Annotated in this window: 24 protein-coding genes and 1 tRNA gene; 10 read left to right on the top strand and 15 right to left on the bottom strand. The window is 61.8% G+C overall.

Features of this window, described 5'->3' with window-relative positions:
• Positions 1-5 precede the first annotated feature (5 nt).
• The 4 genes from AC1D10_RS15005 to melA all read right to left on the bottom strand — a co-directional run bounded on the left by AC1D10_RS15005 (position 6) and on the right by melA (position 5936).
• On the bottom strand, positions 6-1142 hold the full coding sequence (locus AC1D10_RS15005; RefSeq protein ID WP_477272969.1) for an ABC transporter permease: 1137 nt from the start codon (positions 1140-1142) through the stop codon (positions 6-8).
• Position 1143: 1 nt separating this feature from the next.
• Positions 1144-2151: an ABC transporter permease gene (locus AC1D10_RS15000; RefSeq protein ID WP_477272967.1), complete on the bottom strand. Its 1008-nt coding sequence runs from the start codon at positions 2149-2151 to the stop codon at positions 1144-1146.
• A gap of 113 nt (positions 2152-2264) precedes the next feature.
• Complete coding sequence (locus AC1D10_RS14995) at positions 2265-4349, bottom strand: ABC transporter substrate-binding protein (protein ID WP_477272965.1); 2085 nt, start codon at positions 4347-4349, stop codon at positions 2265-2267.
• 120 nt (positions 4350-4469) lie between these two features.
• Entirely contained in the window at positions 4470-5936 is a 1467-nt protein-coding gene (melA, locus tag AC1D10_RS14990; RefSeq protein WP_477272963.1) for an alpha-galactosidase, read from the bottom strand.
• Positions 5937-6001: 65 nt separating this feature from the next.
• Here melA and AC1D10_RS14985 point away from each other — a divergent pair, with 65 nt between their 5' ends.
• Positions 6002-7057: an AraC family ligand binding domain-containing protein gene (locus AC1D10_RS14985; RefSeq protein ID WP_477272961.1), complete on the top strand. Its 1056-nt coding sequence runs from the start codon at positions 6002-6004 to the stop codon at positions 7055-7057.
• 125 nt (positions 7058-7182) lie between these two features.
• Here the strand turns inward: AC1D10_RS14985 and AC1D10_RS14980 are convergent, their stop codons facing one another.
• The 5 genes from AC1D10_RS14980 to AC1D10_RS14960 form a co-directional block, all read right to left on the bottom strand.
• Positions 7183-9210 (bottom strand): aldo/keto reductase, encoded by a 2028-nt coding sequence (locus tag AC1D10_RS14980; RefSeq protein WP_477272959.1) that lies wholly within the window; start codon positions 9208-9210, stop codon positions 7183-7185.
• Between the two features lie 35 nt (positions 9211-9245).
• Positions 9246-10325 carry an ABC transporter ATP-binding protein gene (locus AC1D10_RS14975; protein WP_477272957.1) on the bottom strand — a complete coding sequence of 360 codons (1080 nt, stop codon included), beginning with the start codon at positions 10323-10325 and terminating at the stop codon, positions 9246-9248.
• Between the two features lie 8 nt (positions 10326-10333).
• Positions 10334-11170: a carbohydrate ABC transporter permease gene (locus AC1D10_RS14970; protein ID WP_477272955.1), complete on the bottom strand. Its 837-nt coding sequence runs from the start codon at positions 11168-11170 to the stop codon at positions 10334-10336.
• Positions 11167-12027 (bottom strand): carbohydrate ABC transporter permease, encoded by an 861-nt coding sequence (locus AC1D10_RS14965; RefSeq protein WP_477272953.1) that lies wholly within the window; start codon positions 12025-12027, stop codon positions 11167-11169. Before AC1D10_RS14965 ends, AC1D10_RS14970 begins: the two co-directional genes overlap by 4 nt.
• 107 nt (positions 12028-12134) lie before the next feature.
• The gene (locus AC1D10_RS14960; RefSeq protein ID WP_477272951.1) at positions 12135-13406 is read right to left on the bottom strand and encodes an ABC transporter substrate-binding protein; all 1272 of its coding nucleotides are present in this window, start codon (positions 13404-13406) and stop codon (positions 12135-12137) included.
• A gap of 85 nt (positions 13407-13491) precedes the next feature.
• Between AC1D10_RS14960 and AC1D10_RS14955 the strand changes: the two genes are divergently transcribed.
• From AC1D10_RS14955 to AC1D10_RS14940, 4 genes are all read left to right on the top strand, one after another.
• Positions 13492-14385, top strand: coding sequence for a helix-turn-helix domain-containing protein (locus AC1D10_RS14955; protein WP_477272949.1), 894 nt, complete (start codon positions 13492-13494; stop codon positions 14383-14385).
• Between the two features lie 325 nt (positions 14386-14710).
• Positions 14711-14786, top strand: a tRNA-Phe gene (locus tag AC1D10_RS14950).
• Between the two features lie 504 nt (positions 14787-15290).
• Positions 15291-15701: a hypothetical protein gene (locus AC1D10_RS14945; RefSeq protein WP_477272947.1), complete on the top strand. Its 411-nt coding sequence runs from the start codon at positions 15291-15293 to the stop codon at positions 15699-15701.
• Between the two features lie 125 nt (positions 15702-15826).
• Complete coding sequence (locus tag AC1D10_RS14940) at positions 15827-16135, top strand: hypothetical protein (protein WP_477272945.1); 309 nt, start codon at positions 15827-15829, stop codon at positions 16133-16135.
• Positions 16136-16170: 35 nt separating this feature from the next.
• Here AC1D10_RS14940 and AC1D10_RS14935 read toward each other — a convergent pair whose 3' ends face one another.
• Positions 16171-16374 carry a hypothetical protein gene (locus tag AC1D10_RS14935; RefSeq protein ID WP_477272943.1) on the bottom strand — a complete coding sequence of 68 codons (204 nt, stop codon included), beginning with the start codon at positions 16372-16374 and terminating at the stop codon, positions 16171-16173.
• Positions 16375-16784: 410 nt separating this feature from the next.
• Here AC1D10_RS14935 and AC1D10_RS14930 point away from each other — a divergent pair, with 410 nt between their 5' ends.
• The 3 genes from AC1D10_RS14930 to AC1D10_RS14920 all read left to right on the top strand — a co-directional run bounded on the left by AC1D10_RS14930 (position 16785) and on the right by AC1D10_RS14920 (position 20896).
• Positions 16785-18530, top strand: a complete 1746-nt coding sequence (locus tag AC1D10_RS14930; protein ID WP_477272941.1) for an adenylate/guanylate cyclase domain-containing protein — start codon at positions 16785-16787, stop codon at positions 18528-18530.
• 335 nt (positions 18531-18865) lie between these two features.
• On the top strand, positions 18866-20380 hold the full coding sequence (locus tag AC1D10_RS14925) for a TadE/TadG family type IV pilus assembly protein (protein WP_477272939.1): 1515 nt from the start codon (positions 18866-18868) through the stop codon (positions 20378-20380).
• Positions 20381-20437: 57 nt separating this feature from the next.
• Positions 20438-20896 carry a hypothetical protein gene (locus AC1D10_RS14920; RefSeq protein ID WP_477272937.1) on the top strand — a complete coding sequence of 153 codons (459 nt, stop codon included), beginning with the start codon at positions 20438-20440 and terminating at the stop codon, positions 20894-20896.
• 76 nt (positions 20897-20972) lie between these two features.
• On the opposite strand, the gene AC1D10_RS14915 is transcribed toward AC1D10_RS14920, so the two are convergent.
• The 4 genes from AC1D10_RS14915 to AC1D10_RS14900 all read right to left on the bottom strand — a co-directional run bounded on the left by AC1D10_RS14915 (position 20973) and on the right by AC1D10_RS14900 (position 23002).
• The gene (locus AC1D10_RS14915; RefSeq protein ID WP_477272935.1) at positions 20973-21563 is read right to left on the bottom strand and encodes an NAD(P)H-dependent oxidoreductase; all 591 of its coding nucleotides are present in this window, start codon (positions 21561-21563) and stop codon (positions 20973-20975) included.
• A 72-nt stretch (positions 21564-21635) separates the two neighbouring features.
• The gene (locus AC1D10_RS14910; protein WP_477272933.1) at positions 21636-22325 is read right to left on the bottom strand and encodes a GNAT family N-acetyltransferase; all 690 of its coding nucleotides are present in this window, start codon (positions 22323-22325) and stop codon (positions 21636-21638) included.
• A gap of 187 nt (positions 22326-22512) precedes the next feature.
• Positions 22513-22722, bottom strand: a complete 210-nt coding sequence (locus tag AC1D10_RS14905) for a hypothetical protein (protein ID WP_477272931.1) — start codon at positions 22720-22722, stop codon at positions 22513-22515.
• Between the two features lie 22 nt (positions 22723-22744).
• A complete protein-coding gene (locus AC1D10_RS14900; protein ID WP_477272929.1) occupies positions 22745-23002 on the bottom strand; it encodes a PilZ domain-containing protein in 258 nt (85 codons plus the stop codon).
• 255 nt (positions 23003-23257) lie between these two features.
• On the opposite strand from AC1D10_RS14900, the gene AC1D10_RS14895 reads away from it, so the two are divergent.
• Both AC1D10_RS14895 and AC1D10_RS14890 read left to right on the top strand, forming a co-directional pair.
• Positions 23258-23695 (top strand): hypothetical protein, encoded by a 438-nt coding sequence (locus AC1D10_RS14895; RefSeq protein WP_477272927.1) that lies wholly within the window; start codon positions 23258-23260, stop codon positions 23693-23695.
• A gap of 204 nt (positions 23696-23899) precedes the next feature.
• The gene (locus tag AC1D10_RS14890; protein ID WP_477272925.1) at positions 23900-25009 is read left to right on the top strand and encodes a DUF4432 family protein; all 1110 of its coding nucleotides are present in this window, start codon (positions 23900-23902) and stop codon (positions 25007-25009) included.
• On the opposite strand, the gene AC1D10_RS14885 is transcribed toward AC1D10_RS14890, so the two are convergent.
• Positions 25006-25887 carry an alpha/beta hydrolase gene (locus AC1D10_RS14885; protein ID WP_477272923.1) on the bottom strand — a complete coding sequence of 294 codons (882 nt, stop codon included), beginning with the start codon at positions 25885-25887 and terminating at the stop codon, positions 25006-25008. The two genes, AC1D10_RS14890 and AC1D10_RS14885, sit on opposite strands and share 4 nt — an antisense overlap.
• Between the last annotated feature and the right edge of the window lies 1 nt (position 25888).

Below are 25888 nucleotides of genomic sequence, written 5' to 3'. Positions count from 1 at the left end.
CACCCTCAATAGGGGTCGACGGCGTCGCGCAGGCCGTCTCCCAGCGCGTTGAAGGCAAAGACGGTGACGAGCACGAAACCGACCGGCGACAGGATCCAGGGATAGGTGCCGATGACGGAATAGGTCGCGGTGTCCTGCAGCATCAGGCCCCACGAGATCAACGGCGGCTTCACGGCGAAGCCGAGGAAACCGAGGAAGGATTCGAGCAGCACCACGGTCGGGATCGCCAGCGTCACGGCGACGATCACATGGCTCATCACATTGGGGAAGATGTGCTGCATGATGATGCGCCGGTCGGTGGCGCCAACGGCCATGGCGGCGCGCACATACTCGATCCGCGCCAGCGCCAGCGTCTTGCCGCGCACCTCGCGCGACATCTGCGCCCAGCCCAATGCCGACATAACGATGATGACGAAAGCGAGGAACACGTTGGTCGGCGCGGTAACCGGGATCAGCGTCGTCAGCGCCAGATAGAGCGGCAGCTGCGGGAAGGCGAGCACCAGTTCGACGAAACGCTGCATCCAGACATCGAACCTGCCGCCAAAATAGCCGGAGACCATGCCGACGGTGGTGCCGATGACGGTGATGATGAAGACGACCGTCAACGCGATCATCAGCGAGACGCGCGAGCCATGGATGGCGCGCGACAGCACGTCGCGGCCGAACTTGTCGGTGCCGAGGAAATGCACTGGCTGGCCGTCCAGCGAACCGAACAGATGCCGATCCGCCGGCAACAGCCCGAAGAACTTGTATGGCGCGCCATGCGCGAAGAACCCAAGCAGCCTTGGATGGTCATAGTCGGGGCCGACGACGGGCTGGAAGGTGACCGGATCGAGGTCCGCCGAATCGGCCAGGGCGTAGACCCTCGGCCGCACGACGAAATTGCCTTCCTTGTCGTGAAAGCTGGGCAGTTGCGGCGGGGCGAAGCCGACATCGGTGACCTTCGGATCCATCGGCGCCATGAACTCGGCGAACACGGCCATCACCAGCAGCAGAACGACGAGGCAAAGCCCGGCCATGCCGGTCCAGGAGCGCTTCAGCCGGCGCCAGACAAGCGCCATGTAGCTCTCGTTGCCGCGCTGCGGCTTGTTGATGGCTCCCTCGGCAGGCAGCGGCGGTGGCAGATTGTCGAAAGCCAGCATCTCAGCTTTCCCCGAACTGGCGCACGCGCGGATCGAGCAGGACGAGCAGCATGTCGGCGATGATGTTGCCGACGATCAGCGTCGCCGACAGCACCATCATGAAGGTGGCGGTGACATAGACATCGCCGACAGCCATGGAGCCGACGATCGCCGGGCCGACGGTCGGCAGCGCGAAGATGATCGCCGTCTCGATCTCACCGGTCAGCATGTAGGGCAGCACCACGCCCTGATACATGACGAGCGGGTGCAGCGCGTTGGGCACGGCGTGGCGCATGACGACGGCGGCGCCGGTCAGTCCCTTGGCCCTCGCCGTCTCGACATATTGCGCGTTCAGCGTGTCGAGCAGATTGCCGCGCATGACGCGCATGTTGTAGGCGAGGCCGCCGAAGGTGGCGATCGCCACGACCGGCCAGACATGCTTGACCAGGTCGGCGAACTTGGCCCACGACCACGGCGCGCCGCCATATTGCGGCGAGAAGAAGCTGCCGATTTCCGACACGTTGAACTGGAAGACCAGGAGATAGACGATGATCAGCGCCATCAGGAAGCGCGGCACTGTCATGCCGAGGAACGAGATGGCCGACAGCGTCGAGTCGATCCAGGTGTATTGCCGGGTCGCGGCCCAAATGCCGAAGCCGATGCCGAGGACCGAGGCGAGCAGATGGCAGACCAGCGCCAGAAGCAGCGTGCGCGGCAGACGCTCGCCGACCACATCGGCGACCGGCTTGTTGTAGTAGAGGCTGTAGCCGAAATCGCCGCGGGTGATGATGCCGCCGATCCAGTTGAGATACTGAATGGGCAGCGGCTTATCGAGGCCATGCTCGATGCGATAGGCCTGGGCCTGCGCGTCGGCCTCGGCGAAGGAGGCTCCACCCTGATTGATCAGCTGTGAGCGGATGTAGTCGGCATAATCGCCCGGCGGCGCCTGGATGATGGCAAAGGTGACCAGGCTCAGAATGGCGAGGACCGGTATTGCCGACGCTATGCGCGTGAGCAGGAATCGCAACATGGACGGTCCGCTTCCTTGTATCGCCGACCGCGCCCTTTGGTTGCGTCCGGAGGTTGGTTTTGTCCGGCCGCGCCAGCGGCGCGGCCGGAGTTCTCTTGGTCAGGGAGGTAAACCTAATTCATTGGCCCCTTGTCTCCGGGTTTGCCGGGAAGTTCTTCGGGGAACAATTCGTATTTCGCCTGCTTGTCGGCCGCGACAAAGACCCGTTCGCGGATGATCGAATCCTCGGCCCAGTTGAACATGAAAATTGGCGTGCCCTGCGGAATGTTCGAGAAGCGCTTGTTGACGATCAGCGCGCCAGGATATTCCGTCAGGCCGACATTGTAGACGTGTTCCGTCGAGATCTTCTGGAACTGCTTCATCAGGCTGGCGCGCTGGTCATTGTCCTGCGTCGAGACGAACTTGTTGACGATGTCGACGAGGTCCTTTTCGAAAGGCATCAGATCGACCTCGCCGTTTTCCGGCGCGCGATGGTTCCAGCTGGTGCGCGGACCGACCGGGGCGAGCTGCTCGGTGTTCTGCACCACCGACGTCAGCTCCTGATCGTTGCGTCGGACCAACCAATCGAAGCGGCCGGAATATTGGGAAGCGTCGCGCTGGGTGCCGTTGAGGCCGTTGAGCACGACCCGAAGCCCGAGCTTTTCCATCTGGCCGACAACACCTTCGGCAAGGCTCTTGTCGGTGGTGTAGTCGTTGTTGACCAGCATCACGATCTCGACGTTCTTGCCGCCCGCGGTGCCGGCCGGGAAGTTCACGAAACCGTCGCCGTCGGTATCCTTGAGGCCGGCCTTGGCGAGCTCGGCCTTGGCACCCTCGAGGTCGAAGGGGAAGTAGACGGTCGAATCGCGGTCATAGAAGCTGGTGCCCGACGACAGGCCGCCGGGATAGATGGCGGTGAACGGGCCCTTGACCAGCGAGTCGCCGAGCGCCTTGCGGTCGAGCGCCATGGTAACGGCCTTGCGGAAATCCTCGTTGCGGTTCAGCTCACGAACCGCCTGGCTGCGTTCGTCCGGGTTGCCCCAGCCATTGGCGGAATAGTTCAGGCGCAGATTGTAGCCGATGAGCCGCGGGCCGAAGGCCAGCCGGGCCGGCGCGTTCGCCTCCGCCGCACGCTTCAGAGAGGCGACGAAGTTTTCCGGCTGCTCCAGATTGGAGAAGTCGGCCGAGCCGGCGACCGCCTGGACGTCGCGGTCGGCCCAGGTCGACAGCTTGTACTGCAGTTCATTGAGGTAGGGCAGCTGGTTGCCCTTCTCGTCGACCTTCCAGTAGTAGGGGTTGCGGCGCATGACGATGATGTCGTCCGGCCGATATTCGACCGGCACCCAGGCGCCCATCACCGGCATGTTCATGAATTCCGGCGGGAAGGCGTTCTTGAACTGGTCGTAGGTGTTCTTCGAATATTTCGGATGCTGCGGCTTCAGGATGTGCGCGGGGCCGGGACAGAAGGTGCCGTAGGCCATTGCGTAGAGATACTGCTTCGGGAAGGCTTCCTTGAAGGTCCATTCGACGGTGTAGTCGTCGATCTTCTTCAGCGTGGTGCCGACACCGAAGGTTTCAGGCGTCGCGCCGTTCAGCGGCGAGACGTTGGGATCGACGACCTCGTCGTCCCAGTAGAACATGACATCGTCGGCGTTGAAGGGCACGCCATCCGACCATTTGGCGCCTTCGACAAGGTGCATCGTCAGCTTGTGGCCGTCGCTCGACCAATCCCAGCTCCTGGCGAGGTTTGGCAGCGGTTCTGTGTCCTTGGCCTCGACCTGGAACAGCGGCGCGGTGCGCGTCAGGCATTCGGAAAGGCCGATATCGATGCCACCCCAGCCTTGCGTTTGGCCGGCACCGTAGTTCCAGCCTTCCGGCCGACCGCCGATGACGTGGCGCATCGTGTCGCCATAGACGCCGATGCCGTCCTGCATGTTGCCGGTCTTGAAGACCAGCGGCTCTTTCGGCAGCCTGTCTTTCACCGGCGGCAGCTTGCCGGTCTTGACGTATTTCTCGGTAACCCAGTCAGGCTCGTGATATTGCGGGAGTGCCTTGAACTCCAGGATGGAGTCACGCGCCACATATTTGATCTTGCCCTCGGCGGGGAACGGTGTCGGCGCCGGCGGAACCGTCGGCTCGGAAGCGTATGCACTGAGTGCCGAGACCGAGACGCTCAGCGCCAGTCCGGCAGCAAGGCCGATATTGCGTAAATTCCTCACTGTCTCTCTCCCTCTTGTTTGTTCCGGAGCATTTTCACCTGCTCCGTTTCTCCTCGAATTCAAACGGCTTCCTGGCAGTGGATCTGCCTCCCGTAGATCCACCATCACCGCATGAGGTTTTCAGCCGGCCTGCTTCAGCGCGGCTTTTTCGGCGCGCAATTCCTCGATCGAGCGCACGCTGCGCCGCGCTGCGCCCGCCCACTCGCGGGTCTTCACCGCAGATGTCGACAGCCGCTCTTTGGCGGCCGGAACCGCGTGGGCATACTGCGGCAGCCAGGCTGCCTGGGCGACGACCATTTCATCGACCATCTGCCAGACCTCCTCCGGGGTTGAAACCGCGCCGACCAGAGGGTCATGCAGCACGGCGAGCTTCAGGAGATCGATGTCGCCTGATATCGCGGCATGGACCGACATGCGCTGGACATTGATCGAGGCGATGCAGGTGGCGGCACAGGCTTCCGGCAACGTGATGCCGGCGGCCATGTTGATGCCGAAGCGGTCGACGAAGCCGGGCGACTCAATGATGGCGTCCCGCGGCAGGTTGGTGATCACGCCATTGTTCTTGACGTTGAAATGGCCGCGATAGACGCGGTTGGTCTCCAGCGCCTCCAATATATGGCTGGCATGCTCGTTGGAACGTTTCTCGGGATCGATCGGCTGTGACGCCGCTTCGAGGAACTGTGGATATTCCGTTTCGAACCAGTTGCGGGTTTCCGTGGAATAGCGGAGATAGCCGCCCGTCTCGCCATGGATCCAGTCGGACATGTCGATCCAGCGCGTGATTTCGTCGGGCCGTTTGCGGTACCAGGGCAGATATTCCGAAAGATGGCCGTTGCTTTCGGTCGAATAGACGCCGAAGCGCTTCAAGACATCGATGCGCAACTTTTCCTGCCTGGAATAGACAGGATGCGCCTCGAAGGCGGCAACCAGTTCATCCTTGCCGATCTCGCGGCCGTTCAGGCGCAGATCGATGAACCAGGTCTGGTGGTTGATGCCGGAGCAGACATAGTCGAGTTCCTGCCTTGACTTCGCACCCAGCACCTCGGCGATCTGCTCGGCGCCGTGCTGGACGCCGTGGCAGAGCCCGACGGTGTCGACCTTGCCGTATTCGATCGCTGCCCAGGTGTTCATCGCCATCGGATTGGCGTAGTTCAGGAATTTGGCGTTCGTCTCGGCGACCTCACGTATGTCCTTGCAGAAATCGAGGATCACCGGAATGTTGCGCTGGCCATAGAGAATGCCACCGGCACAGATCGTGTCGCCGACGCATTGGTCGATGCCGTATTTCAGGGGAATCCTGATGTCGTCGGCGTAGGCTTCGAGGCCGCCGACCCGCACGCAGCTGATGACATAGCGTGCGCCTTCGAGCGCCTTGCGGCGCTCGGTGGTCGCCGTCACCTTGGTCGGCAGTCCGTTGGCCTCGACGATCCTGTCGAGGATCGCCTTGATCATCTCAAGATTGTGCTCGCTGACGTCAGTCAGCGCGAATTCGATGTCGGTGAATTCGGGTACGCACAGAATGTCAGTGAACAGCTTCTTGGTGAAGCCGACGCTGCCGGCACCGATGATAGCGATTTTGAAACTCATCAGCCGGACCTCATTTCCTTCAAATGTCAGGCAAGGAATGACAACGAAAGGTCTAGCCACATGCCATGACATGTGTGCAAGACAAGCCGGATTCCGGCCTGCCAACCTCCCTGTCCGCTCCTCGACTGCGGATCTCTCTCGCTTTTCGAGGGGGATTATGCGCTTATTCGCGAGCGCGACCAGAGAAGGATTATGCTTTCAAGGGTAATTTTATGCTGCAGGATTTGATAGCCAACGGACAGTCCATGCGCACGATCTCGCTGCCGCGCGGCCGCCAGCGCCTGCACGCCATGCCGACGAGCACGGGCTATGAAGTGCGCGAGGACGAGATCTACGACTGGGACGGGCGCAGGCGCGGCCAGACACCGTTCACAGTGCTCCAGCACACGATCAGCGGGACCGGCCGGCTGCGCTATGAGAACCGCAACTACCGCCTGCAGAAGAACGACACTTTGCTGGTGCTGGTGCCGCACAACCACCGTTACTGGCTGGCCAAGGATGAGCGTTGGGAATATTTCTGGATTTCGATGAACGGCGAGGAGGCGCTGCGCATCCACAAATCCATACTCGGCACTTCGGGTCCGGTGTTTCGGCTGCAGCCGGCGACGATCGATCATCTTGCCGATTGCAGCCTGCGCCTCATCAAGGGGGCTGCTTCGCCGGGTGCCGCTTCCGCCGTCGCCTACGAAGCTGCGATGGCACTCTATGACGATGTCTTCGGCTCACATGCCTTTGCCGAAAAACAGAGCGCCATGCAGCCGGTCATCGATCACATCAGTGCCAACCTCGACAAGCCGCTGCCGGTGGCGGATCTTGTCCAGATCAGTGGCCTCAGCCGGGCCCATTTCTCGCGCTGTTTTGCCGAGAGCGAAGGCCTGCCGCCCGCCGAGTTCGTGCTGCAGCAGCGCCTGCAACGGGCGGCGAAGCTGCTGACCAAGGCGGATTTCCTGCCGGTGAAGGAAGTCGCCATCCTGTGCGGCTTCGAGGACGCGAACTATTTTTCGAAGGTCTTCCGCCGCTGCTACGGCATTACGCCCAGCCAATTCCGCACCACCGGCATGTATGCCAGCATGAGAACTCCGGCCAGACGCGGCGCCAGCCTGCCGGACGACGAGACCTGACGCCGCTGTTGGGGTCCTGCTTTTATGCACGTTGTCCCAAAACCGCTGCGCACTTCTGGGCGACATGCATCAGGTTCATGCATGTCGTTACCCCAAAACCGCTGCGCACTTTTGGGCGACATGCATCAGGCGGCGCGCAGGCTGCCGCCGTCCAGCCACTCGAGATCGGCCGGCGAAAGTGTGATGTCGAGGGCGCGCAGGCTGTCGTCCAACTCGCCCAGCGTGCGCGGCCCGATCAGCGGAATGGATGGGAAGGGCTGGTTGAGCACATAGGCCAGTGCAATATGGATCGGGCTCTTGCCCAGCCTCGCGGCCAGGTCGATCGCCCGGTCGCGGCGGCCGAAATTCCGCTCCGAGTACCAGACCCGCACCAGTTCCTCATTGTCGTGCCTGTCACGCCCGGCGCGATCGGTGAAAAAGCCGCGCCCCTGGCTCGACCAGGCGAAATTCGGCATCTGGCAGGACCTCAGCCAGGCCTTCCATTCGTCGCTGGACGAGGTCACGCAGCCCGCCCAGATCGGTTCCAGCATTTCGGCCAGCGAGAAGTTGTTGGACAATGCGCCAGGCTTCTGCTTGCCGGTGCGTTCGGCATAGGCAATAGCCTCGTCCATGCGCTCCATCGTCCAGTTCGAGCCGCCGAACGGACCGCGGATGCGGCCAGCCTTCACCTCACGATCCATCGCATCGACGAATTCGCCGACCGGCACATCCGGATTGTCGCGGTGCATGAAGTAGACATCGACATGGTCGGTCTGCAGCCGGTCGAGCGACTGGGCGAGCTGCTTACCGATCACATCGGGATAGCAGAGCGGCGAGTGCGCGCCCTTGGCGATGACCACCGATTGCGCCCGCACGCCGCGGTTTTTCAACCACTCGCCAAGCAGCGCCTCGGTGTAACCGCCGCCATAGACATAGCCGGTGTCGAAGAGATTGCCGCCGGCCTCGAAAAAGGCATCGAGCAGGATCGAGCCCGATGAAAAGGTGCGGAAATCCTCGAAGCCGAGCGCCACCACCGACGCCGGCTTCGACAGGCCCGGAATGGTGCGCTTGCCGATCGCCGTGCCGCCCGAGCGCAAAGGCCGGCCGGAGATGGTGTTGGCGCGCTGCGGCGCCTTCTCGATCCCATATTCCAGGCCCGCCGCCGCCCGCCATCTGTCGAGGACGCGCAAGGTGCCGAGACTGTCGGCCCAGCCCATGCCTGGCCAGGCGAACTCCTGCCGTCCTGCTTGGATGGCCTCCCCGGCAGCATCGACCTCGAAGGAATAGACATGGCGCTTTTCGTTGACGCTGATGGTCTCGCGCGCGCCATCGGACCCGATCACGTCGATCCTACCCAGGCCGACATCACGGTTGCCGCCGGCGAACCAGAAGTCCGGCACCTCGATGCGGCCCCTGGTGCCGAAGATTCTCAGCACATTGTCCTGGTTAAGCGAGATGCTGCAGGAAACTTCGGCAATGATGCCGCCCGGGAAATGCAGCAGCGCCGAGGCCCATTCGTCGACGCCGGACTGACCAAGATGGGCAGCACCAACCACCTTGTCCGGCTCGGCGAAGGGGAGACCTGCCGCTGCCCCGGCAATCAGCCGCACCATCGAGACCGGATAGCCGCCAACATCCAGAATGCCGCCGCCGGCAAGATCGTTGGCATAGAGCCGATGCTCCGGCATGAAGCCCGGCATGGCAAAGCCGAAACTCGACTTGATCATCCGGATGTCGCCGATGACGCCCGATCTGATCAGTTCCACCAGCTTCAGCGTCTGCGGGTGCAATCGGTACATGAAGGCTTCGCCGAGAAAGGTGCCGGCCTTGCGCGCGGCATGGATCATGGCGTCGGCCTCGAAGGCGGTCAGCGCAAGCGGCTTTTCGCAAAGCACATGTTTGCCCGCTTCCGCCGCCCTGATCGCCCATTGCGCATGGCCGGGATGCGGGATCGAAATGTAGACGGCATCGACATCCGGATCGGCGAGCAAGGCATCGTAGCCATCGAGGATGCGGGCGCCGGGAAAACTCTCGGCGAGGCCAGGTTTGGCGGGATTGCGCGCGCCGATGGCAACCAGCTTCCCAGTGCGCGAAGCGGCCGCGCCACCGGCAAAGGCCTGGGCGATGCTGCCCGGGCCGAGAATGCCCCAGCGAATGGGCGTGGTTGAGGTCATTGTCATTCTCCTTGAAGGCTGGAAAGGGCGGCCGGTCAGCGCAGCCGCAGTCCTTTTTCGTCGAACAGGTAGGATTTGCGGATGGAAACGGTGATCTCGGACGCGTCGGGAACCTTGGCCGCGTCGCGCTGGATCACCACGTCTTCACCGTGCGCCGTTCTGGCATAGAGAAAACTTGTGCCGCCCAGGTGCTCGACCACGTCGATGCGAACCACAAGGTCGGTGTCGCCCTCTCCGGCGCTGCCGAAATGTTCGGGACGCACGCCGACGATGACCTTGCTTCCTGCTTCGGGTGCGGCACCCGTCAGCGGTTGCGCGATACGGGTCTTCTCCTGACCCGCCAGCTCGACCACCACACCCCGTGCATCGCGCCCGACAATGCGGCCGTTGATGAAGTTCATCTTCGGCGAGCCGACAAAGCCGGCCACGAACTGATTGTCGGGATCGTCATAGAGATCGAGCGGCCGGCCGATCTGCTCGATATGGCCGGCACGCATCACGACGATCCTGTCGGCGAGTGTCATCGCCTCGGTCTGGTCGTGCGTGACATAGATCATGGTGGTGCCGAGTTCCTTGTGCAGCCGCGATATCTCGACCCGCATCTGGACGCGCAACTCGGCGTCGAGATTGGAAAGCGGCTCGTCGAACAGGAACACCTGCGGTTCGCGCACGATCGCGCGGCCGATGGCGACGCGCTGGCGCTGGCCGCCCGACAAATGCTTAGGACGCCGCTTCATCAGTTCGTTTATGCGCAGGATTTCGGCGGCTCGCTTGACGCGCCGGTCGGTGTCGGCCTTCGGATTGCCGGTCATCCGCAATCCGAAGCTCAGATTCTGCTCGACCGTCATGTGCGGATAGAGTGCGTAGGACTGGAAGACCATGGCGATGCCGCGGTCGGCCGGCTCGACGTCGTTGACGAGCTTGCCACCGATGGCGATCTCGCCGCCGCTGATGTCCTCGAGCCCGGCGATCATCCTGAGCAGCGTCGATTTTCCGCAGCCGGAGGGGCCGACGAAGACGACGAACTCGCCGTCCTTGACGTCGATGTTGGCGCCATGGACGACCTCGAAGACGCCAAAACGCTTGATGACATTGTTGAGCGTGACCGTTGCCATTCTGCCCCTTACTTGACCGCGCCGGCGGCGATGCCGGCGATGAAATGGCGCTGCAGAAGCACGAAGACGATGAGCATCGGCACCGTCAGCATCACCGCGCCCGCCATGATGCCACCCCACGACACCTTGGTGAGACCGATCAGCGTGCCGAGCGCCACCGGCGCCGTCATCGACCCCGGCTGGCTGTTGATCAGGAGCGGCCACAAATAGTTGTTCCAGGAGGCGAGGAACAGGATGATGGCGAGCGCCGCCAGCATCGGCCGCGCCAGAGGCAGCGCGACGAAGAGGAAGATGCGCCATTCCTTCACCCCCTCGACGCGCGCCGCATCGAAAAGGTCGTCCGGCATCATCGAGAAGCTCTGCCGCATGAACAGCACGCCGAGCGAATTGAACAGCGGCGGCACGATCAGCGCCACCCAGGTGTTGGCGAGCTTGAAATCGCGCGCCACCATGATGAATTGCGGGATCAGCACCACCGCGTAAGGCAGCGTGATGGTGCCGAGGATGATGGCGACAACCACGCCCTTGCCGAAGAACCGGTAGCGGGCCAGCGCCCAGCCGGCCATCGACGTCAGCAGCACCGACAGGAACGTGTAGGTCACCGCCACCGAGACCGAAATGCCGATGGCGCCGACGAAGTCGGTGTCACGCTGCAGATTGTTGAAATTGTCCATGAAGTTGCCGTGCGGCAAAAGCTCGATGCCGGGGCTGAAGATGCCGTTGTCCGGCATGGTCGAGAACACCACCATCATCCACAGCGGAAACAGCCAGACCAGCGCCAGCGGCGTCAGGAACAGATGCAGCGCGATGCTGCGTCCCAGCCTGGCGGAAGAACGCGAACTCATTTCGGTTCCCTCGTCAGCCATAGCTGCACCAGCGTGATCGCGATCGCCAGCGCGGCCATGGTGTAGGCAACGGCCGATGCGTAGCCGAAGTTGAGCGACCGAAAACCCTGGCGGTAAAGCAACAGGCCAAGCGTTTCCGTGCCGCCGCCCGGTCCGCCCCGCTCGGTGATCAGGAAGGGCTCGGTGAACAGCTGCATGGTGCCAATGATCGACAGCACGAGGCAGAACACGATGACCGGCTTCAAGAGCGGCAGAGTGATGTAGAAGAACTGTTTGAACTTGCTGACGCGGTCCAGCGTCGCCGCCTCATAGACATCTTCGGGTATGGACTGCATGCCGGCGAGCAGGATGATGGCGTTGTAACCGGCCCAGCGCCAGGTCACCGCGATCATGATCAGCGCCATCGCCGGTGTGACGTTGGAAAACCAGTCGATGCTGGGCAGGCCGACGCTGTTCAAGAGCTTGTTGATGATGCCGAAGTTGAGGTTGAACATCAGCCGGAAGACCGCCGAGTAGGCAACTTCGCCGACCACGACCGGGGCGAAGAAGGCGAAGCGGTAAAGACCCCTCGCCTTGAGCAGCGGCGAGTTCAACAGCACCGCCATCACGATCGCCAGCGTGATCATCACCGGCACCTGGATGACAAGGATGAGCAGCGTGTTCTTCAATGCGTTGAAGAAGGCGGGGTCGCCGATCAATCGGCCCCAGTTGAAGCCGGGTGCGAACCGCCACGGCACGGTGCGCGTCGCCTGGAAGGAGATCATGAAGGAATCGATGATCGGCCATACCCAGAAGATTGCAAAGATCAGCAGATAGGGCGCGAGGAAGCGATACGCCGTGGCGTTCTGATAGCGCATTGTTGCCTCCTTTCCGCGTTCAGAGGTTGGCGCGCCCTGGCGAGACCCGGGGCGCGTTCGGAATGGTCCCGGGCAGCATCAATACCGCCCGGGACATCTCGTCCAGATCAGGATTTGACGGGCAATCCGGTCGCTGCGGCGATCTGGCTTGCGGCATCGTCGAGCGCTGCCTTGGCGTCGGGGTAGCCGCCGGCCAGATATTTGGTCTGCACGGCGCGGACGATGATTTCGGCGTCGCTCTGGAATTGCGTGCCGCGGCTTGAAACAACCTTGGGCAAGGTGCCGAGGATGTCCTTCCACACCGCCTGGCCGCCCCAGTACGGCAGGCCTTCCGAAACATAGGGATCATTGAGCGCCGAGATCAGGGACGGCACCAGGCCGAACTCCTTCAGCATCGTGATCTGGCCTTCATTCGTTCCGAGCGTGTATTTCATATAGGCGTAGGCGGCTTCCTTGTTCTTGGACGCCGAGGTGATGGCCAGCGAGGAGCCGCCGAGATTGGCGGCGCGCGGGCCGTCGGCGGTGAGGCTCGGCATCAGGTAGACACCCCATTTGCCGTTTTCACCGGCCGATTCGGTGCGAACGGTGCCTTCATACCAGCCACCATAGATCTGGGTGGCGACCGTGCCAGCCGTGTTGTTGGTTATCTTGGTACCCCAGTCGGCCGAGGAGACGATGCCGGCATCCTTCATCTCCTTGACCTTGGTCATGGCATCGATGCATTTCGGCTGGTTGACCGTGATCGACTGGCCGTCCTCGGCGAAATAGGCGCAGCCCTGTTCGTTGGAGATCATGCGGAAGAATTCGCTGTCACCGTTGAAATCGGCATTGGTCATCGAGACGCCCGGATTGGCGGCCTGGATCTTCTTGCCGGCGGCGATGAAATCGTCCCAGGTCTTGATCGATGCCGGATCGACGCCGGCCTTTTCGTAGAAGTCGCGGCGATAGAACGCGGCAACCGGACCCGAATCCCACGGCATCGCATAGGCCTTGTCGCCAACTTCGAGCTCGGTGCGCTTGAAGTCGGGGAATTTCTTCTGGTCCTCGGCGGTATAGCCCAGCGTATGCAGGTCGACGAAGCAGTCGGGGAACTGGCTCCAGTAGTTCTCGGCTTCGCCGTTCTCGATGGTGACGATGTCAGGCAGGCCGACGCCGCCGGCGGCGCAGCCGGCGATCGACTTGTCGTAGGTCGGCTGGTTGCCGAGATCCTGGACCGTCACCTTGATGTCGGGAAATTGCTTGTTGAAGCCGGCAACGGTCGCCTTCAGCGATGAAGCCGCGACATTCCAGCTCCAGATCGTGATTTCGCCGGATTGCGCAAAGGCCGGGGCAGAGCCCAGGGCGAGCGCGAGCGCGGCGCAGGTCAGTATGATGCGCATTGAAATCCTCCCATTTCATTTGCTCTCTCACTGTGAGCATGGCTAGACTATGCAGTGGGCAGGGCCTGTCGCCGTCAAAGGGAATATGAAATTGGCGGAAAGTAAGATGCCGGAACGGCCGTTTTACCAGCCGGGCGCCAGCAGCGTGGAAGGTCTGCCGCTGCTGCTGCAGATGTTTCACACCAATCCTCTGGTGATGCTCAAGCCGCATTGGCACGCCCAGGTCGAGGTGAATTTCATTGTGCGCGGCAGCGTGCACTACCGCATGAACGACCACGAGATTTCGCTGTCGGCCGGCGAGATGTGCCTGTTCTGGGGTGGCCTGCCGCACCAGATGGACGATTTGTCCGACGACGCCATCTATGCCGGAGCGCATCTGCCGCTGGTGCATTTCTTCCGGCTGCACCTGCCCACGGATATCCGGCATCGGCTGATGACGGGCGCCACGCTGGTGACCGGCGCCACCGACCAGTCCGACAACCATAATTTCGAGCGCTGGAACCGCTACGCCCGGTCCGGTGACCAGGCCAAGGCGGAACACGCCGTCAACGAGTTGCTGCTGCGGCTCGAGCGGGTGCGGTTCGAGCCATACCGGCTGGTACCCGAAACCGCGCCCGGGCAGGAAACGGGCAACCCCTTCGACCAGCAGTCGTCGCGCAATGTCGGGCGCATGTGCGATTTCATCGCCGAGAACTTCCTCTACGACATCGACTGCGTGAACATCGCGGCGGCCGCCGACATCCATCCCAAATACGCCATGAGCCTGTTCAAGAAATCGACCGGCATGACACTCAACGAATACGTCAACCTGCTGCGGCTGAGCTACGCGCAGGCGCTGTTGATGCATCAGGACGCCAATGTGCTGCGCGTCGCCATGGATTCTGGCTTCGGCTCGCTTAGCGCGTTCAACAAATCGTTCCGCAAGCTGGCCGGCATGTCGCCCTCCGATTTCCGCAGGGGCGTGACAGGCGCCAGATAGAACGCGACGACCGGCGAGGCATGACCGATGCCGCGAATGCGTTGCCGCACCCGGATTGCCGGCTAAAAGACGGGTCACGGCATCGCGGCCCGCGATGGCAACGCGCACAAGGACAGAGAAGGACGAAATGGCAGCGCGCCGCGAGCCATCCCGGCTGTCGCCGCGGCACCAGAACCGGCCGATGCATGGCATCTCTTTTTCCTGTCTGAAATCGCCACCTGGGCGCTGGACAGGCCGGATTCCCATGCTATAACCCACGCGCTTTCAAGGGGCGCCCACGGCGCCCTGATGAACTCCGGTTTACGAGATTTTGTTTGCCGGACAGGCCCAGATAGCTCAGTTGGTAGAGCAGCGGACTGAAAATCCGCGTGTCGGTGGTTCGAATCCGCCTCTGGGCACCAAATTTTCTCCAAGAAAATCAATGTCTTGACAGTCAGGTATGGGCACCCGTACCCAATTTCATGTCGCGCCATGTTGCAAACCGCTACCGTTGATCTCCAAGGATTTCCTGCGACTATCGGCGAGTCCACGCGACATGGATGCGACATGGGGGAAGCAAATGATTGGCCGTCACCGGCGGGATGTCGGCGATGGGGACCCAAGGCGTTTTCCTGACCAAGAGAACAACCGGCGTTGGGGACGCATTTCTCAAGTTCATCGCCAGCCCAACTTAAAAGGCCCGCCACCGTGAGGCAGCGGGCTTCATTTTTCTCGTCGGGAATTTTGATCAGCGGCCGAACAGCGGGAATGATCGCGCTCACTTTGTTCCTGGTCCTGCCAGTTAGAGGCGCACCACTGTAAGGCGCGGTCGGGCCTGTGGATGGTCTTTGATTTTGATTGCATTGCTTTTTTAGGGAACCCTAATATCCCCCGTTGAAAAATCGGCACTACGGGGAGGACGTGTCATGCCTAAGGTTTCGGATCTCTTCTTTAAGACGGCAGTCGTGTGGCTCATCCTGGGGATTGGCGCCGGCTTGCAAATGGCGATTTCGGGCGACCACAGCGCCTTTCCGGCGCATGCGCACATCAATCTCCTCGGATGGGTTACAAGTGCAATCTTCGGCGGCTACTACGCCCTTAACCCGGCAAAGGCCGGGCGGAAAATCGCGATGATCCACTACGGCTTATATAACGTCGGGCTTGTGATCATGCTTCCTGCTTTGTATCTGATGCTGCACGGAGGCTATACGGCAATCGAACCGGTCGTTGCCGTCGGCTCGCTGATCGTGGCTGCAGCGGTGCTGCTTTTCGCCTTCGTGGTTTTCTCAAGCGCAAGTGTACGCTCGGCGTCCGCACTATCGCCAGCCACGCGCTGAATTGGCTGAGCCCGAAGCCACCGTGGCTCGCTGTACCTCATTCGGGTGTACCTCATAGGGCCATCTTGCACTCCGCGTGCGTCCTTGCACTCCATCAAGCAATGGTCCGCTTCAGCGAAACCCTCATGCACGACGCCGAACGGTTAGCTTTCGACGAAAAGAAGAAGGCCGGAGACCTAAGGCACAGGCTGGACCTGCAGGATGAAGCCAAAGCAAAATTGGAATCCGATCTGGACAACAAGGTCGCTGCCGGTGCCCGCTTAGAGACGTATCAGCCCCTTATCGACGATAAGCCTCAATGCCCGCGCTGCTGGATATGGCGAGCAAGGCAGGAGTCCATGGTTGACCAGCGGAGAGAAGACCAGGACTTGCTCAAGTGCCATGAGTGTGGGTACGTCGTGTTGTCGTGCCTTGAAGAGACCCGCCACCATTGAGGCAGCGGGCCATTCTTCCACCACCGGATGGAAATTCAGTTCGCCTTCTCGCGGATCAGCCTGGAGAATAAGGAGCGGAAGTCCGCACCGATTTCGGGCGACATGCGGAACGCCCGCCCGCCGCTGGCGTCTTCTGTGATATACACGATGATCATATCCCCGTTCGCAGGATCGACCGTCGGGACGATCTTTTCCAGACGCTCGGCGGTATCCAAGTAGTGGGCGACCGAGCCTTTCATGACCTTGCCCCCGTCAGCGTGAGGGCATGGCGTTGCGCCACTTGCCGACCTCAGGACCTCCAAGCGAGAAGGTCTGGTGTGATGCCCGATACAAAAGCACCGCCACGGTGGCGTCAGCCGGTTACACAGGGCAGGAAATATCTCCGTCCTTCTGGGCGTGGCGTGTCAGTGTCCCCAGAGGCTGCGTGGGCGTGTCGTCGGTTGGCTGTTAGCGCAGCGACTGGAACGCTCCACGTCTCGCAAGCGAGATAGCGAAATCTCGTGAAGGCAAGGTCAAGCTGCGTTCTCCGTTCTGTATCGGCGACGGGCGGAGACTGGGAGAGATGGATACCATGCACGGGGGACGTCTGGCAGTTGGCAGGACATCGACGCGGGGCGGCCCGCGTGCGGGCGCTTGGCTGAGCGGTGCGATGACCACGCAGCGCCACCTCGCAGCGATCCTGGCTTGCGACGTGGTCGGCTATTCGCGACTGACGGAGCGCGACGAGCGCGGCACGCTCGAGCGGCTGAAGATCTACCGCAAGGACCTCCTCCAACCGCTGGTCTCCGAGCATCAGGGTCGGATCGTCAAGCTCACCGGCGACGGCATGCTGTGCGAGTTCGCGAGCGTCGTTAACGCGGTGACCTCGGCGATGGCGATCCAGCAAGCCGTGGCAGAACACGAGGCGGAGACGCCCAAGGAAGAGCGGATTCGCTTCCGCATCGGCGTCAATCTCGGCGACGTGGTCTGCGAGGAGGACGGCGACCTCTACGGCGACGGGGTCAACATCGCCGCGCGCCTCGAAAGCATCGCCGATCCCGGCACCGTGGTCGTCTCGGGCACCGCCTACGACCACCTTCAGGGCAAGCTCGACTGCGGCTTCACACCGCTCGGCAACTTGCACCTCAAGAATATCGAGCGGCCTGTGCGCGCCTACCGCGTCGAGACCGACGCCAGCGCCTCGGTGGCTGCACCGCCTCCCCTGCCCGAGAAACCCTCGATCGCGGTTCTGCCCTTCACCAACATGAGCGGCGACCCCGACCAGGAATACTTCGCCGACGGGCTGGTGGAGGACATAATCACGGGATTGAGCCGGGTGAACTCCTTCTTCGTGATCGCCCGCAACTCGTCCTTCACCTACAAGGGCCGGGCGGTGGACCTGCGCCAGGTCGGGCGCGAGCTGGGCGTCCGCTACGTGCTCGAAGGCAGCATCCGCAGAGCAGGATCGCGGGTGCGCATCAGTGGGCAGTTGGTGGACGCGATCAGTGGACACCATGTCTGGACCGACCGCTTCGAGGGCGACGTGAGCGACATCTTCGAACTGCAGGACAAGGTGACCGAGAGCGTCGTCGGCGCTGTCGAGCCGAGCATCCGGCTGGAGCAGATCAAGCAGGCACGCATGAAGCCGACCGACTACATCAGTGCCTACGACCTCTACCTTCGCGCGCTGCCGCGCTTCTACAGCATGACGCGCGAAGGCTTTGCCGACGTGCGCCGGCTCACCAACGAGGCGCTCAGCATCGACCCTGGCTTCAACCTGGCGAAGGCACTCGGCGCCTATATCCGCAGCCTATCCGTGAGCCAGTGCTGGCACGAGCCCGACGATATCCGAGTCGCCGCGCGCATGGCGCGCGAGGTACTGGCGGAAGCGCGCGACGACCCCACGAGCCTACGCTTCGCCGCGCAGGTGATCGCCTACAGCGCGAAGGAATACGAGATGGCGCTGGGCACGATCGAACGATCTTTGCTGCTCAACCCCAATTCGGCGCAGGGCCATACGGGCTGCGGCTGGGTGAACGCACATTCCAGCCGCCCGCTCGTCGCGATCGAGCACTTTCACAGGGCAATGCGGCTAAGCCCAGTCGACCCCGAGAAGGGCATCGCGCTCTCCGGCATCGGGATGAGCTACCTGATGCTCGAGCGCTACGACGAAGCGCTGGCATGGGGAGAACGCGCGCTGCACGAGATGCCGAACTACGGCTCCTCGCACCGGGTGGTGATCATGGCGCTGGTCAAACTCAACCGGCTGGATGAGGCGCAGGCGGCGGCGCGGCGGCTGATGGAGGCGTTCCCGACCTACACGCTCACCCTGCAGAGACAGATCAACCCGTGGCTGGACAAGGTGTTCGCCGAGCGTTACGTCGAGGCGCTGCGCATCTCCGGCGTGCCGGAGTGATCGCCGCGATTGCAAGGATGCCCTCTCCTGTGGCTCACGTCCGTCCATGCGATGTCCCTTGATCCCGCGTCGCTTCTGACCTGCTTGTCCGAGTGTCGCGGTAAATGCCGCGGGCAATGTCACAGGAGCCGCGTCGGCGAAAGGATCATGAGCGCCGGTATGACGCGGGTTCATGCATATTAGCTAGCTCGCAAGCTCGTGATTGGACCGTTGGGCGTTTCGGTGGGACCATAACCAACGCGTCCAAGCATCTGGACCGGGCGCATTTGCTATCAAGAACGACGACCCTACCCGGCGTCGGCCAACCAACCGTCGCCGGTGGGGGCGGCGCCGCAATGTTTTATGCTCTACGCAAATTCTGGACTGATCAACGCGGCATAGCACTGATTCTGGTCAGCGTGATGCTGCCGGCGATCATCGGATTTTCGCTCCTGGCAATCGACATGAGCCGGGTCAATAACCTGCAAAACGATCTGCAGAAGGACGCCGACGCGATGGCGTTGGCAGCCGCCGCGGAACTGGATGGTCGATCGGATTCGATCACCAGGGCGGATCGCGCGCTATCGACTCTGGTGAGCAATAGCTATTCATTCTCCACGGCCGGCATACCCCAAACATTGTCATCCGCCGGAGTGACGAGAACATATCTTCGGTCACTTCCTGCGTTGGATAGTTCGCCGGTTGCAGCAGCCAACATCATCACCGATGAAGTGACAGACGCCCCAAACGCTCGGTTCATCCAAGTGAAAGTGACCCCTGTCGGCTTTGCGGCCATTTTCCCGGCGTCTTACCTGACCGGGAACACCGCGAGCAATGGCTTCAATGTCGGCGCGGTTTCCGTGGCTGGCTTCACATCGAGCGTCTGCAACTACACGCCGGTCTTTATCTGCAACCCCTACGAGATGGTGAACGGCACCAACTCCGCCGGCGGCGTGACATTGGAACAAGCAGCAGCTGACCCCTCAATTCGCCGGCGTTTGATCGAACTTCGCACGGTTGGCAACAATGCCGCATACGGCCCTGGCAATTTTGGCTTCCTGGCGCCGCCGAACAACGTCGGGAACGGTGCCCAAGGGCTTGCCGAGACGATCGCAACATCGAAGCCGCTCGGCTGCTACTCGGCACAAGACGTCAGCACAAAGACTGGCCAGAATACAGGTCCGATTCAGGACGCCTTCAATGTCCGCTTCGGCATCCAAGCGAACGGCAACGCCTTCAACACGCCCGAGTATGGTCCCGCGTCGAATGTCAGGAAAGGCGCATCGCCTGGCGGGAATGGCAATGGCAATGGCAACGGCAACGGAAACAGCAACCAGTGCCCGCAGTACAATCAGCTGACGTTCAACGCTACGGGCAACATGGGCCTGCCACGCGATGCCACCACGCCCTATATGGGCGGCCGCATGGGAGACGGTAACTGGAACTTTTCCGGATACTGGAGCACCAATTTCAGTTCGACGAGCTACCCTTCGTCATGGGACACGAGCAAACCGACGCGTTACCAGGTTTACAAATACGAGATTGCGAACGGTCTCGTCGGACACGCTTCGACAGGCGGTGAGGTGGGAACGCCGCCGAGCTCCTGTCAATCGCCTGTTACATCCGTCGATCGTCGTCTGCTCTACGGGGCAATCCTCAACTGCAATGCGCTCGAGGCCGCTGGCAACGATCTGAACGGCAACAGTACAAACCTTCCCGTTGAGGCGTTTGCAAGTTTCTTCCTGTCGGAGCCTGTTCCGGGTGCATCGGCCGGCGGATCCGTTTTTGTAGAGTTGGTCGACATCACCGGTCGTGGCGGCCAGGGAACGCTCGATAACTTCCTGCGCGACGAGGTGCAGCTCTATCGATGAAATTCGGGAGCCTTCGAAAAAAGCCCGCCGGCCGAAGCCAGCGGGAGGGTCTAGAGTATGCCAGATTGGGGTCTGGCAGATTGCAAACGGCCCGACCCGGCTTTTTGTTTCACGATTGCCAAAGCGCCCTTCGAGCCATGCCACGCGCATAGGCAACTGTTGCGCCCTATCCGCGTCTTTGCTCCGCTGGAAGCGTTCTTCCACTGTGAGGGGCGTGAAACCGGCAATACCGGAGGGAACCGGCGGCGCGGTCGCGCGTTTGGTCGAATGCTCAAGAAGATCGCCCTCGCCACCGTTCTGATCCAGGTCGCCGCCGTTGCGGCGCTCATAACTCAGACGGTGCTCTTTGCCTCAGCCACCACTAGCCAAGCCGCGAATGTGCAGCCCGGCGAAACTGTAGCAATCACTCAGAAAGAATGCGCCAAGGCGACGTGGCCAAATATCCCCGGCCATTGTCTGAAGCGGGTTCAAGCGAGGCAGCTTGTTGCGACGATCGTATCGACGGCCGGGCAATGAAAAGGCCCCACCGTGAGGCAGCGCACCGGGTTGGACAGGGTCTCTAGGATGGTTTCGCGGGCGGCCGAGCCCGCTCTTAGAATTTCTCGAACCTTCGTTCCACACGACGCGCGAACACCTCCCTCTGTTCATTCGAAATGCTCTCGACGGAATATCGCGTCAGATAGAGGTGCTTGACATTGCGGCCGCACATCGTCTTGAGGCCTCGCAGCAGCACCTTCTTGCCTGGGTTTTGCATGTAGATTTCTGTATACCACCACGGCGAACCACATGTGGTGACTACCCCCATGCGGCGAATGTTTAGGAGTGCCGGCTTGATCGTGCCGCCGTCTGCCGGCAAATCGTAAGCAACGCCTGGCCGCCAGACTCGATCGAAATAGCCCTTCAAAATTGCCGGCATGCCTGACCACCACGTGGGGAAGCAGAACACGCACGCCTCAGCCCACCTCAACGTGTCGATATAGATCTGCAAATCCTTCGGTGTTTGAGAAAGATCGAAGTGGCCACGTCTCTCTTCAGCATCCATGGCCGGATTGAACTTCATTTCGTAAAGGTCGAAGTCGACAACCTCGTCGCCTCTTGCTTTGAGGGTCTGGACGACGCGCTTGTGAAGTGACGCTTGGTAGCTGTCGGCTAAAGGATGCGCGTAGACCACATTGATTTTCATCCAATGATCCCCGGCCAATTCCCCATCCGTCGACGGATTTTGCCGACTCGGCAGCCATTTGGCGAGTCCAGCTCATAACGAAGCTCTGATCTCCTCCAAGGATCGCACCTGACGTCCATCGGCAAAATTCTCAGGGGACAGCCAAGCCAGGAAGGCGGCGCTGGCGGGCTGCCATTCCCGCGCCAGAAGCGAGTACATGCAGATGTCGCACGGGCGGCCTTTCAGCGTGAGGCCTTCGCGCATTATGCCCTCGAAGACAAAGCCCAGCCGATCGGCTGCCCGCCTGGACTTCGCGTTAGCCGTGGTGCAGGTCCATTCCAAGCGGCGATAACCCAGGTCATCGAAGACGTGACGCATGATGAGGAAGAGCGACTCGCTGGCTGCGACGGTCCTTTGAAGAGCGGGAGCGAAAAGGACATAGCCCAATTCAATCACCCTGTGCGCCGGCCTCGCCTCCATCAGGCAGAGCCAACCGACAGGCCCCGCGGCTGCGGTGCGCAGCGTCAGGAACGTGCGCGATTGGTCGTCGAGCAGGTCGCTGACATGTGCCCGGAAAGACTGAACCCCATCGAACGGCCCTACTTTCATCTCGGCCCAGATATCATCGCGTTCGCCAGCATGAGTTAGCCGGAAGATTTCGTCGGCATCTTCGAGGCAGAGCGGCACCAGGCGGATATGGTCTCCGATCACGGTGACTGCACGAGGTAGGCTCGCGCTGCCGGCCGCTTTCGACAGTTCCTTCCAGCTCTCTTGCTCAGCCATGTTCCCTCCCTGGTATTGGCCTGTCGCACTGCGGCTCTCGCCGCTAGCTTCAGAGGCAATGAAGGCCGGTGCGGCTGGGCTGCGTCGGGTTTGGGCATCCCGCTGCGATAAATCTAAAGGCACATCAGCAGTCGCGGAAATAAGGCTGAAGACTGAAGCCCTAGGCCGCCGACAGGGCACATTGCCGCTAGCGGCCCAGGGGCTGTCTTGAAAGCGAAATCAGCTCGGATTCGTCAACGACGCCTGCCATGTAGTTTGCGATGATCCGAGACGCCAACGCATCCCGCGCATCGGGCGATTGGTGGCCGAGTTTAAGGTGCTCGAAAACTCGTCCCAGCAACGCCAACTCGGATGGTTCAAAAATACCCGCTTCCACAGCTTTTCGTCGAATTGGCATTCTGACACTCCACGTTCCCGGGCTAATAAATCTGCACGCCAAGCCGCTCGTTCCTTCTCCATCGCACCACGGCACGATAGCTTGCGTCATCCGCAGGCACGTGAAGGACGAAACGGTCGGGAATTGTGACGCCGGGGTCGACCCGTAATTCCGCACCGTGCTGGTGCTGATTTCTGACCGAGCAACTGATGTTCGCATCATCGGTGATGATGGTGGCACCCTTTAGAACGATCCCGCGCGGGTGAGAGCGTCGCTCTGGTCGCGGGTCAGTGGGGCTCATTGTCTCATTCCTCCTGGACATCGTGCGGCGCGATCCTCTTTGCAGAGCCGGCATCAGGGGCGGGACGAACTTCAAACCGATGAACCGACGCCCAGAACCCGATTCAATTAGCTTGCGCTAAAATGGTTTCCGGAACTTTTACCACGCATCGCCAGCTGAAACGACTTTGCGCCCATTGGGTTGCCGGCGGATTGGAATTGCTTGGTGATCCCCCAACCTTAGGGCAAACTGCCTGTCGGGGCGTCAGGAGGAGAAATGAGAGCACGCGCAGCAACGCTCGGGGATGTGGAGGACGTCTTTCGTGGTCTGTCCAAGCGGATGTCCGACGAATACGTCGCGGCCGGCAAGGACAGCAAGATCGCGTACGACAATCTGATGATGAACTTGAAAGAAGGCCGCGCGCACGCGCTTGTCGAGGGCGACAAGGCCGTGGCGATCATCGCCTGGCACGAGAACAGCGACGCCGCCGACACGCTGTTCGCCGCACAGGAGGATTTCTTCCGCGCCGCGACCGTCCGCTTCTGCAAGCGGCATATCAGGCACATCCAGGCGCTCGCCGGCAACGTCCCCGTCCACTCACGCAGCTGGCTTCAGGGGCCGGATGTCGCAAGATGGTTTGGAGTCATCGGCTATGTCCAGCGCGGCGAGGAGAACGGTGCCAGCCTGTTCGAGCTGCCGCCCGCCCGCGGATAGGAAATCGCGGTGTGTTGCAAGACGCTGTCAACCAGTGGACGGCTGGCTGATGTCCCGCTGCTTCGGCGCAACGTCGGCTGCACCGCACGATCGACAGTGACCGGCAGCGGCGCGCTACCGTTTTGGCAGCCATGCGAGACACGCTGCCGTTGATTTCCAAACGTTTCCTGCGACTATCTGCCGGCGGCAGACAGAGGCTGAAACATGCACCCCAAGCACCCCGACCACGTTCTCATTGACCTGGTGCCAGAGCAGTTTGGCTCGTCGGAAACCATCGTTGCGCGATACGCCGGCCTTGTCGCAACCGCATTTCGCTACCGATCCGGCGTCGCCGGTCTTCGGGTCAGCAACGAAAAGGGGGAGATCATCATGCTGCCGTTCCAGGGGCAGCAGATTTGGGACGCGACATTCCTCGGCCGTTCACTGACCATGCGCTCGATGTTCGACGAGCCGATTGCGACCCGGGATTATCTCTCGTCCTACGGTGCGTTCTTCATTCACTGCGGCGCGACGGCGATGGGAAACCCGGGCCCGAGCGATCGCCATCCGCTTCACGGCGACCTGCCCAATGCGCCTTACAGAGATGTGCAGCTCTTGGCTGGGGAAAACGCCGAGGGGTCGTTCATGGCTGTTACCGGGCGTAGCCGCCAGACGGTCGCCTTCAGCCACGACTATGTGGCACAGCCAACCGTGCGGCTGCAGCGCGACGGCACCAGCGTGGCCGTCGACATCGCCATCGAGAACCTGAAACACTCGCCAATGGAGCTGATGTACCTGGCGCACATCAATTTCAGGCCGGTGGACGGCGGACGCCTGGTCGACAGCGTCGCTGATGACCGCGCCGACATTGTCGTGCGCCAGGTGCTCCCACCCTTTTTCACGCCAAGCGAAAGCTACCTTGCCTACCGCGACGCCATTGTCGCCGATCCTTCGCGGCATCGTTTGCTGACCAAAGGCGAGCCGATCGACCCCGAACTCGTGCTGACGATGAAAGCCAAGGCAGACGCCGAAGGTTGGGCGCACGCCTTGCAGGTGCATCCGGACCGGACCGCGGATTTTGTCAGCTTTCGCCCGGCGGAGCTCAACTACGCCGTTCGCTGGATCACGCGCGGCGCCGACCAGGACGCGCTCGGCCTCGTGCTGCCGGCGACCGCCGAACCCGACGGTTATCTCGCGGCGAAGGAAAGAGGCCGCCTGGTTGTTGTCGCGCCGGGCGGGATGTTTCACTGCGCCCTGCGCTTTGGCGCGATGACCGCGGATATCGCCGCAACACAGGAACTGGTGATTTCAAAGATCCGGACCGGAGTCGCCTAGCCCGACCCACGCACCGCAAACGCGGCCTGAACCGCGCGGTTGACCGTCACCGGCAGGATCGACATGTGGTTCTCGCCGGCGTGCAGTTCGAAGCTCGCGCTCACCCCCGGGAGGGCCTGGAGACGCCCCGCCATTGTCCGCGCGAATTCGTCGGTGCGTGTCACCTGCTTCTGCTGCAGTCGCTTTTCTTCGTCCTCGGCGCCAACCTGGAACGGCGCCAGCTTCTCGGTCTCGTACTCGCCAGCCGACAGAAGCACGTTCACCGTCAGGCCTGCAGGAACGGCGGCCTCGAAGGCTTCGAGAAAGCGATCGACGGCGCGGTCTTCCCAATAGATGGCGGGGCTGGCCGCGATCCAGGTCCGGAACGAGAGCGGGCGGGTGAACAGGGCATAGAGCGCGAACAGGCCACCGAAGGAATGACCATAAAGCGCCTGGCGGCTTTCATCGATCCTGGCGCGGCTTGCCACCCAGGGCTTCAATTCGTCCTCGATGAAGGCGAGGAATTCCCCTGCCCCGCCCGTCCTGACATCAGGGGTGCCATCATAGAAGGGCGGATAGATCTTGCCCGGCGGCGGGCCGAGATCCCATGAGCGCCGCAGTGGATCATAGGCCCCCTCGACGGGATAGCCGATGGCAACGATGACGCCTTCGCAGACATTGGTGCCGGCGGGATAGCTCGCCTGCGCGCGCACCACGTCGACGGCGGTACCGATGACGGCATTGCCGTCGGTCATGTAGAGGACCGGCCAGCCGGCTGCCGGCGCCGGCTTTGCCGGCACATGCAGGAATATCCGCCAGGGATTGCCGCCATGAGCGGTCGCGAAATCGCGGACAGTGGTGTCGGCGATCAGGGCAGGCGTTGCCATCGACTTGGGCATG

It is taken from the genome of Mesorhizobium sp. P2_A8 (assembly GCF_056404935.1).
Note: the sequence above shows the minus strand (reverse complement) of the source record. Positions and strands in the feature narration are given on the sequence as shown.

Coding starts and splice junctions, on each gene's coding strand:
- AC1D10_RS14900 (WP_477272929.1), bottom strand. CDS start 23,002: ATGAGCCCCACTGACCCGCGACCAGAGCGACGCTCTCACCCGCGCGGG.
- AC1D10_RS14930 (WP_477272941.1), top strand. CDS start 16,785: ATGACCACGCAGCGCCACCTCGCAGCGATCCTGGCTTGCGACGTGGTC.
- AC1D10_RS14890 (WP_477272925.1), top strand. CDS start 23,900: ATGCACCCCAAGCACCCCGACCACGTTCTCATTGACCTGGTGCCAGAG.
- AC1D10_RS14955 (WP_477272949.1), top strand. CDS start 13,492: ATGAAATTGGCGGAAAGTAAGATGCCGGAACGGCCGTTTTACCAGCCG.
- AC1D10_RS14905 (WP_477272931.1), bottom strand. CDS start 22,722: ATGCCAATTCGACGAAAAGCTGTGGAAGCGGGTATTTTTGAACCATCC.
- AC1D10_RS14965 (WP_477272953.1), bottom strand. CDS start 12,027: ATGCGCTATCAGAACGCCACGGCGTATCGCTTCCTCGCGCCCTATCTG.
- AC1D10_RS15000 (WP_477272967.1), bottom strand. CDS start 2,151: ATGTTGCGATTCCTGCTCACGCGCATAGCGTCGGCAATACCGGTCCTC.
- AC1D10_RS14895 (WP_477272927.1), top strand. CDS start 23,258: ATGAGAGCACGCGCAGCAACGCTCGGGGATGTGGAGGACGTCTTTCGT.
- AC1D10_RS14920 (WP_477272937.1), top strand. CDS start 20,438: ATGCCAGATTGGGGTCTGGCAGATTGCAAACGGCCCGACCCGGCTTTT.
- AC1D10_RS14925 (WP_477272939.1), top strand. CDS start 18,866: ATGTTTTATGCTCTACGCAAATTCTGGACTGATCAACGCGGCATAGCA.
- AC1D10_RS14960 (WP_477272951.1), bottom strand. CDS start 13,406: ATGCGCATCATACTGACCTGCGCCGCGCTCGCGCTCGCCCTGGGCTCT.
- AC1D10_RS14885 (WP_477272923.1), bottom strand. CDS start 25,887: ATGCCCAAGTCGATGGCAACGCCTGCCCTGATCGCCGACACCACTGTC.
- AC1D10_RS14915 (WP_477272935.1), bottom strand. CDS start 21,563: ATGAAAATCAATGTGGTCTACGCGCATCCTTTAGCCGACAGCTACCAA.
- AC1D10_RS14975 (WP_477272957.1), bottom strand. CDS start 10,325: ATGGCAACGGTCACGCTCAACAATGTCATCAAGCGTTTTGGCGTCTTC.
- AC1D10_RS14980 (WP_477272959.1), bottom strand. CDS start 9,210: ATGACCTCAACCACGCCCATTCGCTGGGGCATTCTCGGCCCGGGCAGC.
- AC1D10_RS14940 (WP_477272945.1), top strand. CDS start 15,827: ATGCACGACGCCGAACGGTTAGCTTTCGACGAAAAGAAGAAGGCCGGA.
- AC1D10_RS14985 (WP_477272961.1), top strand. CDS start 6,002: ATGACATGTGTGCAAGACAAGCCGGATTCCGGCCTGCCAACCTCCCTG.
- AC1D10_RS14935 (WP_477272943.1), bottom strand. CDS start 16,374: ATGAAAGGCTCGGTCGCCCACTACTTGGATACCGCCGAGCGTCTGGAA.
- AC1D10_RS14910 (WP_477272933.1), bottom strand. CDS start 22,325: ATGGCTGAGCAAGAGAGCTGGAAGGAACTGTCGAAAGCGGCCGGCAGC.
- melA (WP_477272963.1), bottom strand. CDS start 5,936: ATGAGTTTCAAAATCGCTATCATCGGTGCCGGCAGCGTCGGCTTCACC.
- AC1D10_RS14970 (WP_477272955.1), bottom strand. CDS start 11,170: ATGAGTTCGCGTTCTTCCGCCAGGCTGGGACGCAGCATCGCGCTGCAT.
- AC1D10_RS15005 (WP_477272969.1), bottom strand. CDS start 1,142: ATGCTGGCTTTCGACAATCTGCCACCGCCGCTGCCTGCCGAGGGAGCC.
- AC1D10_RS14945 (WP_477272947.1), top strand. CDS start 15,291: ATGCCTAAGGTTTCGGATCTCTTCTTTAAGACGGCAGTCGTGTGGCTC.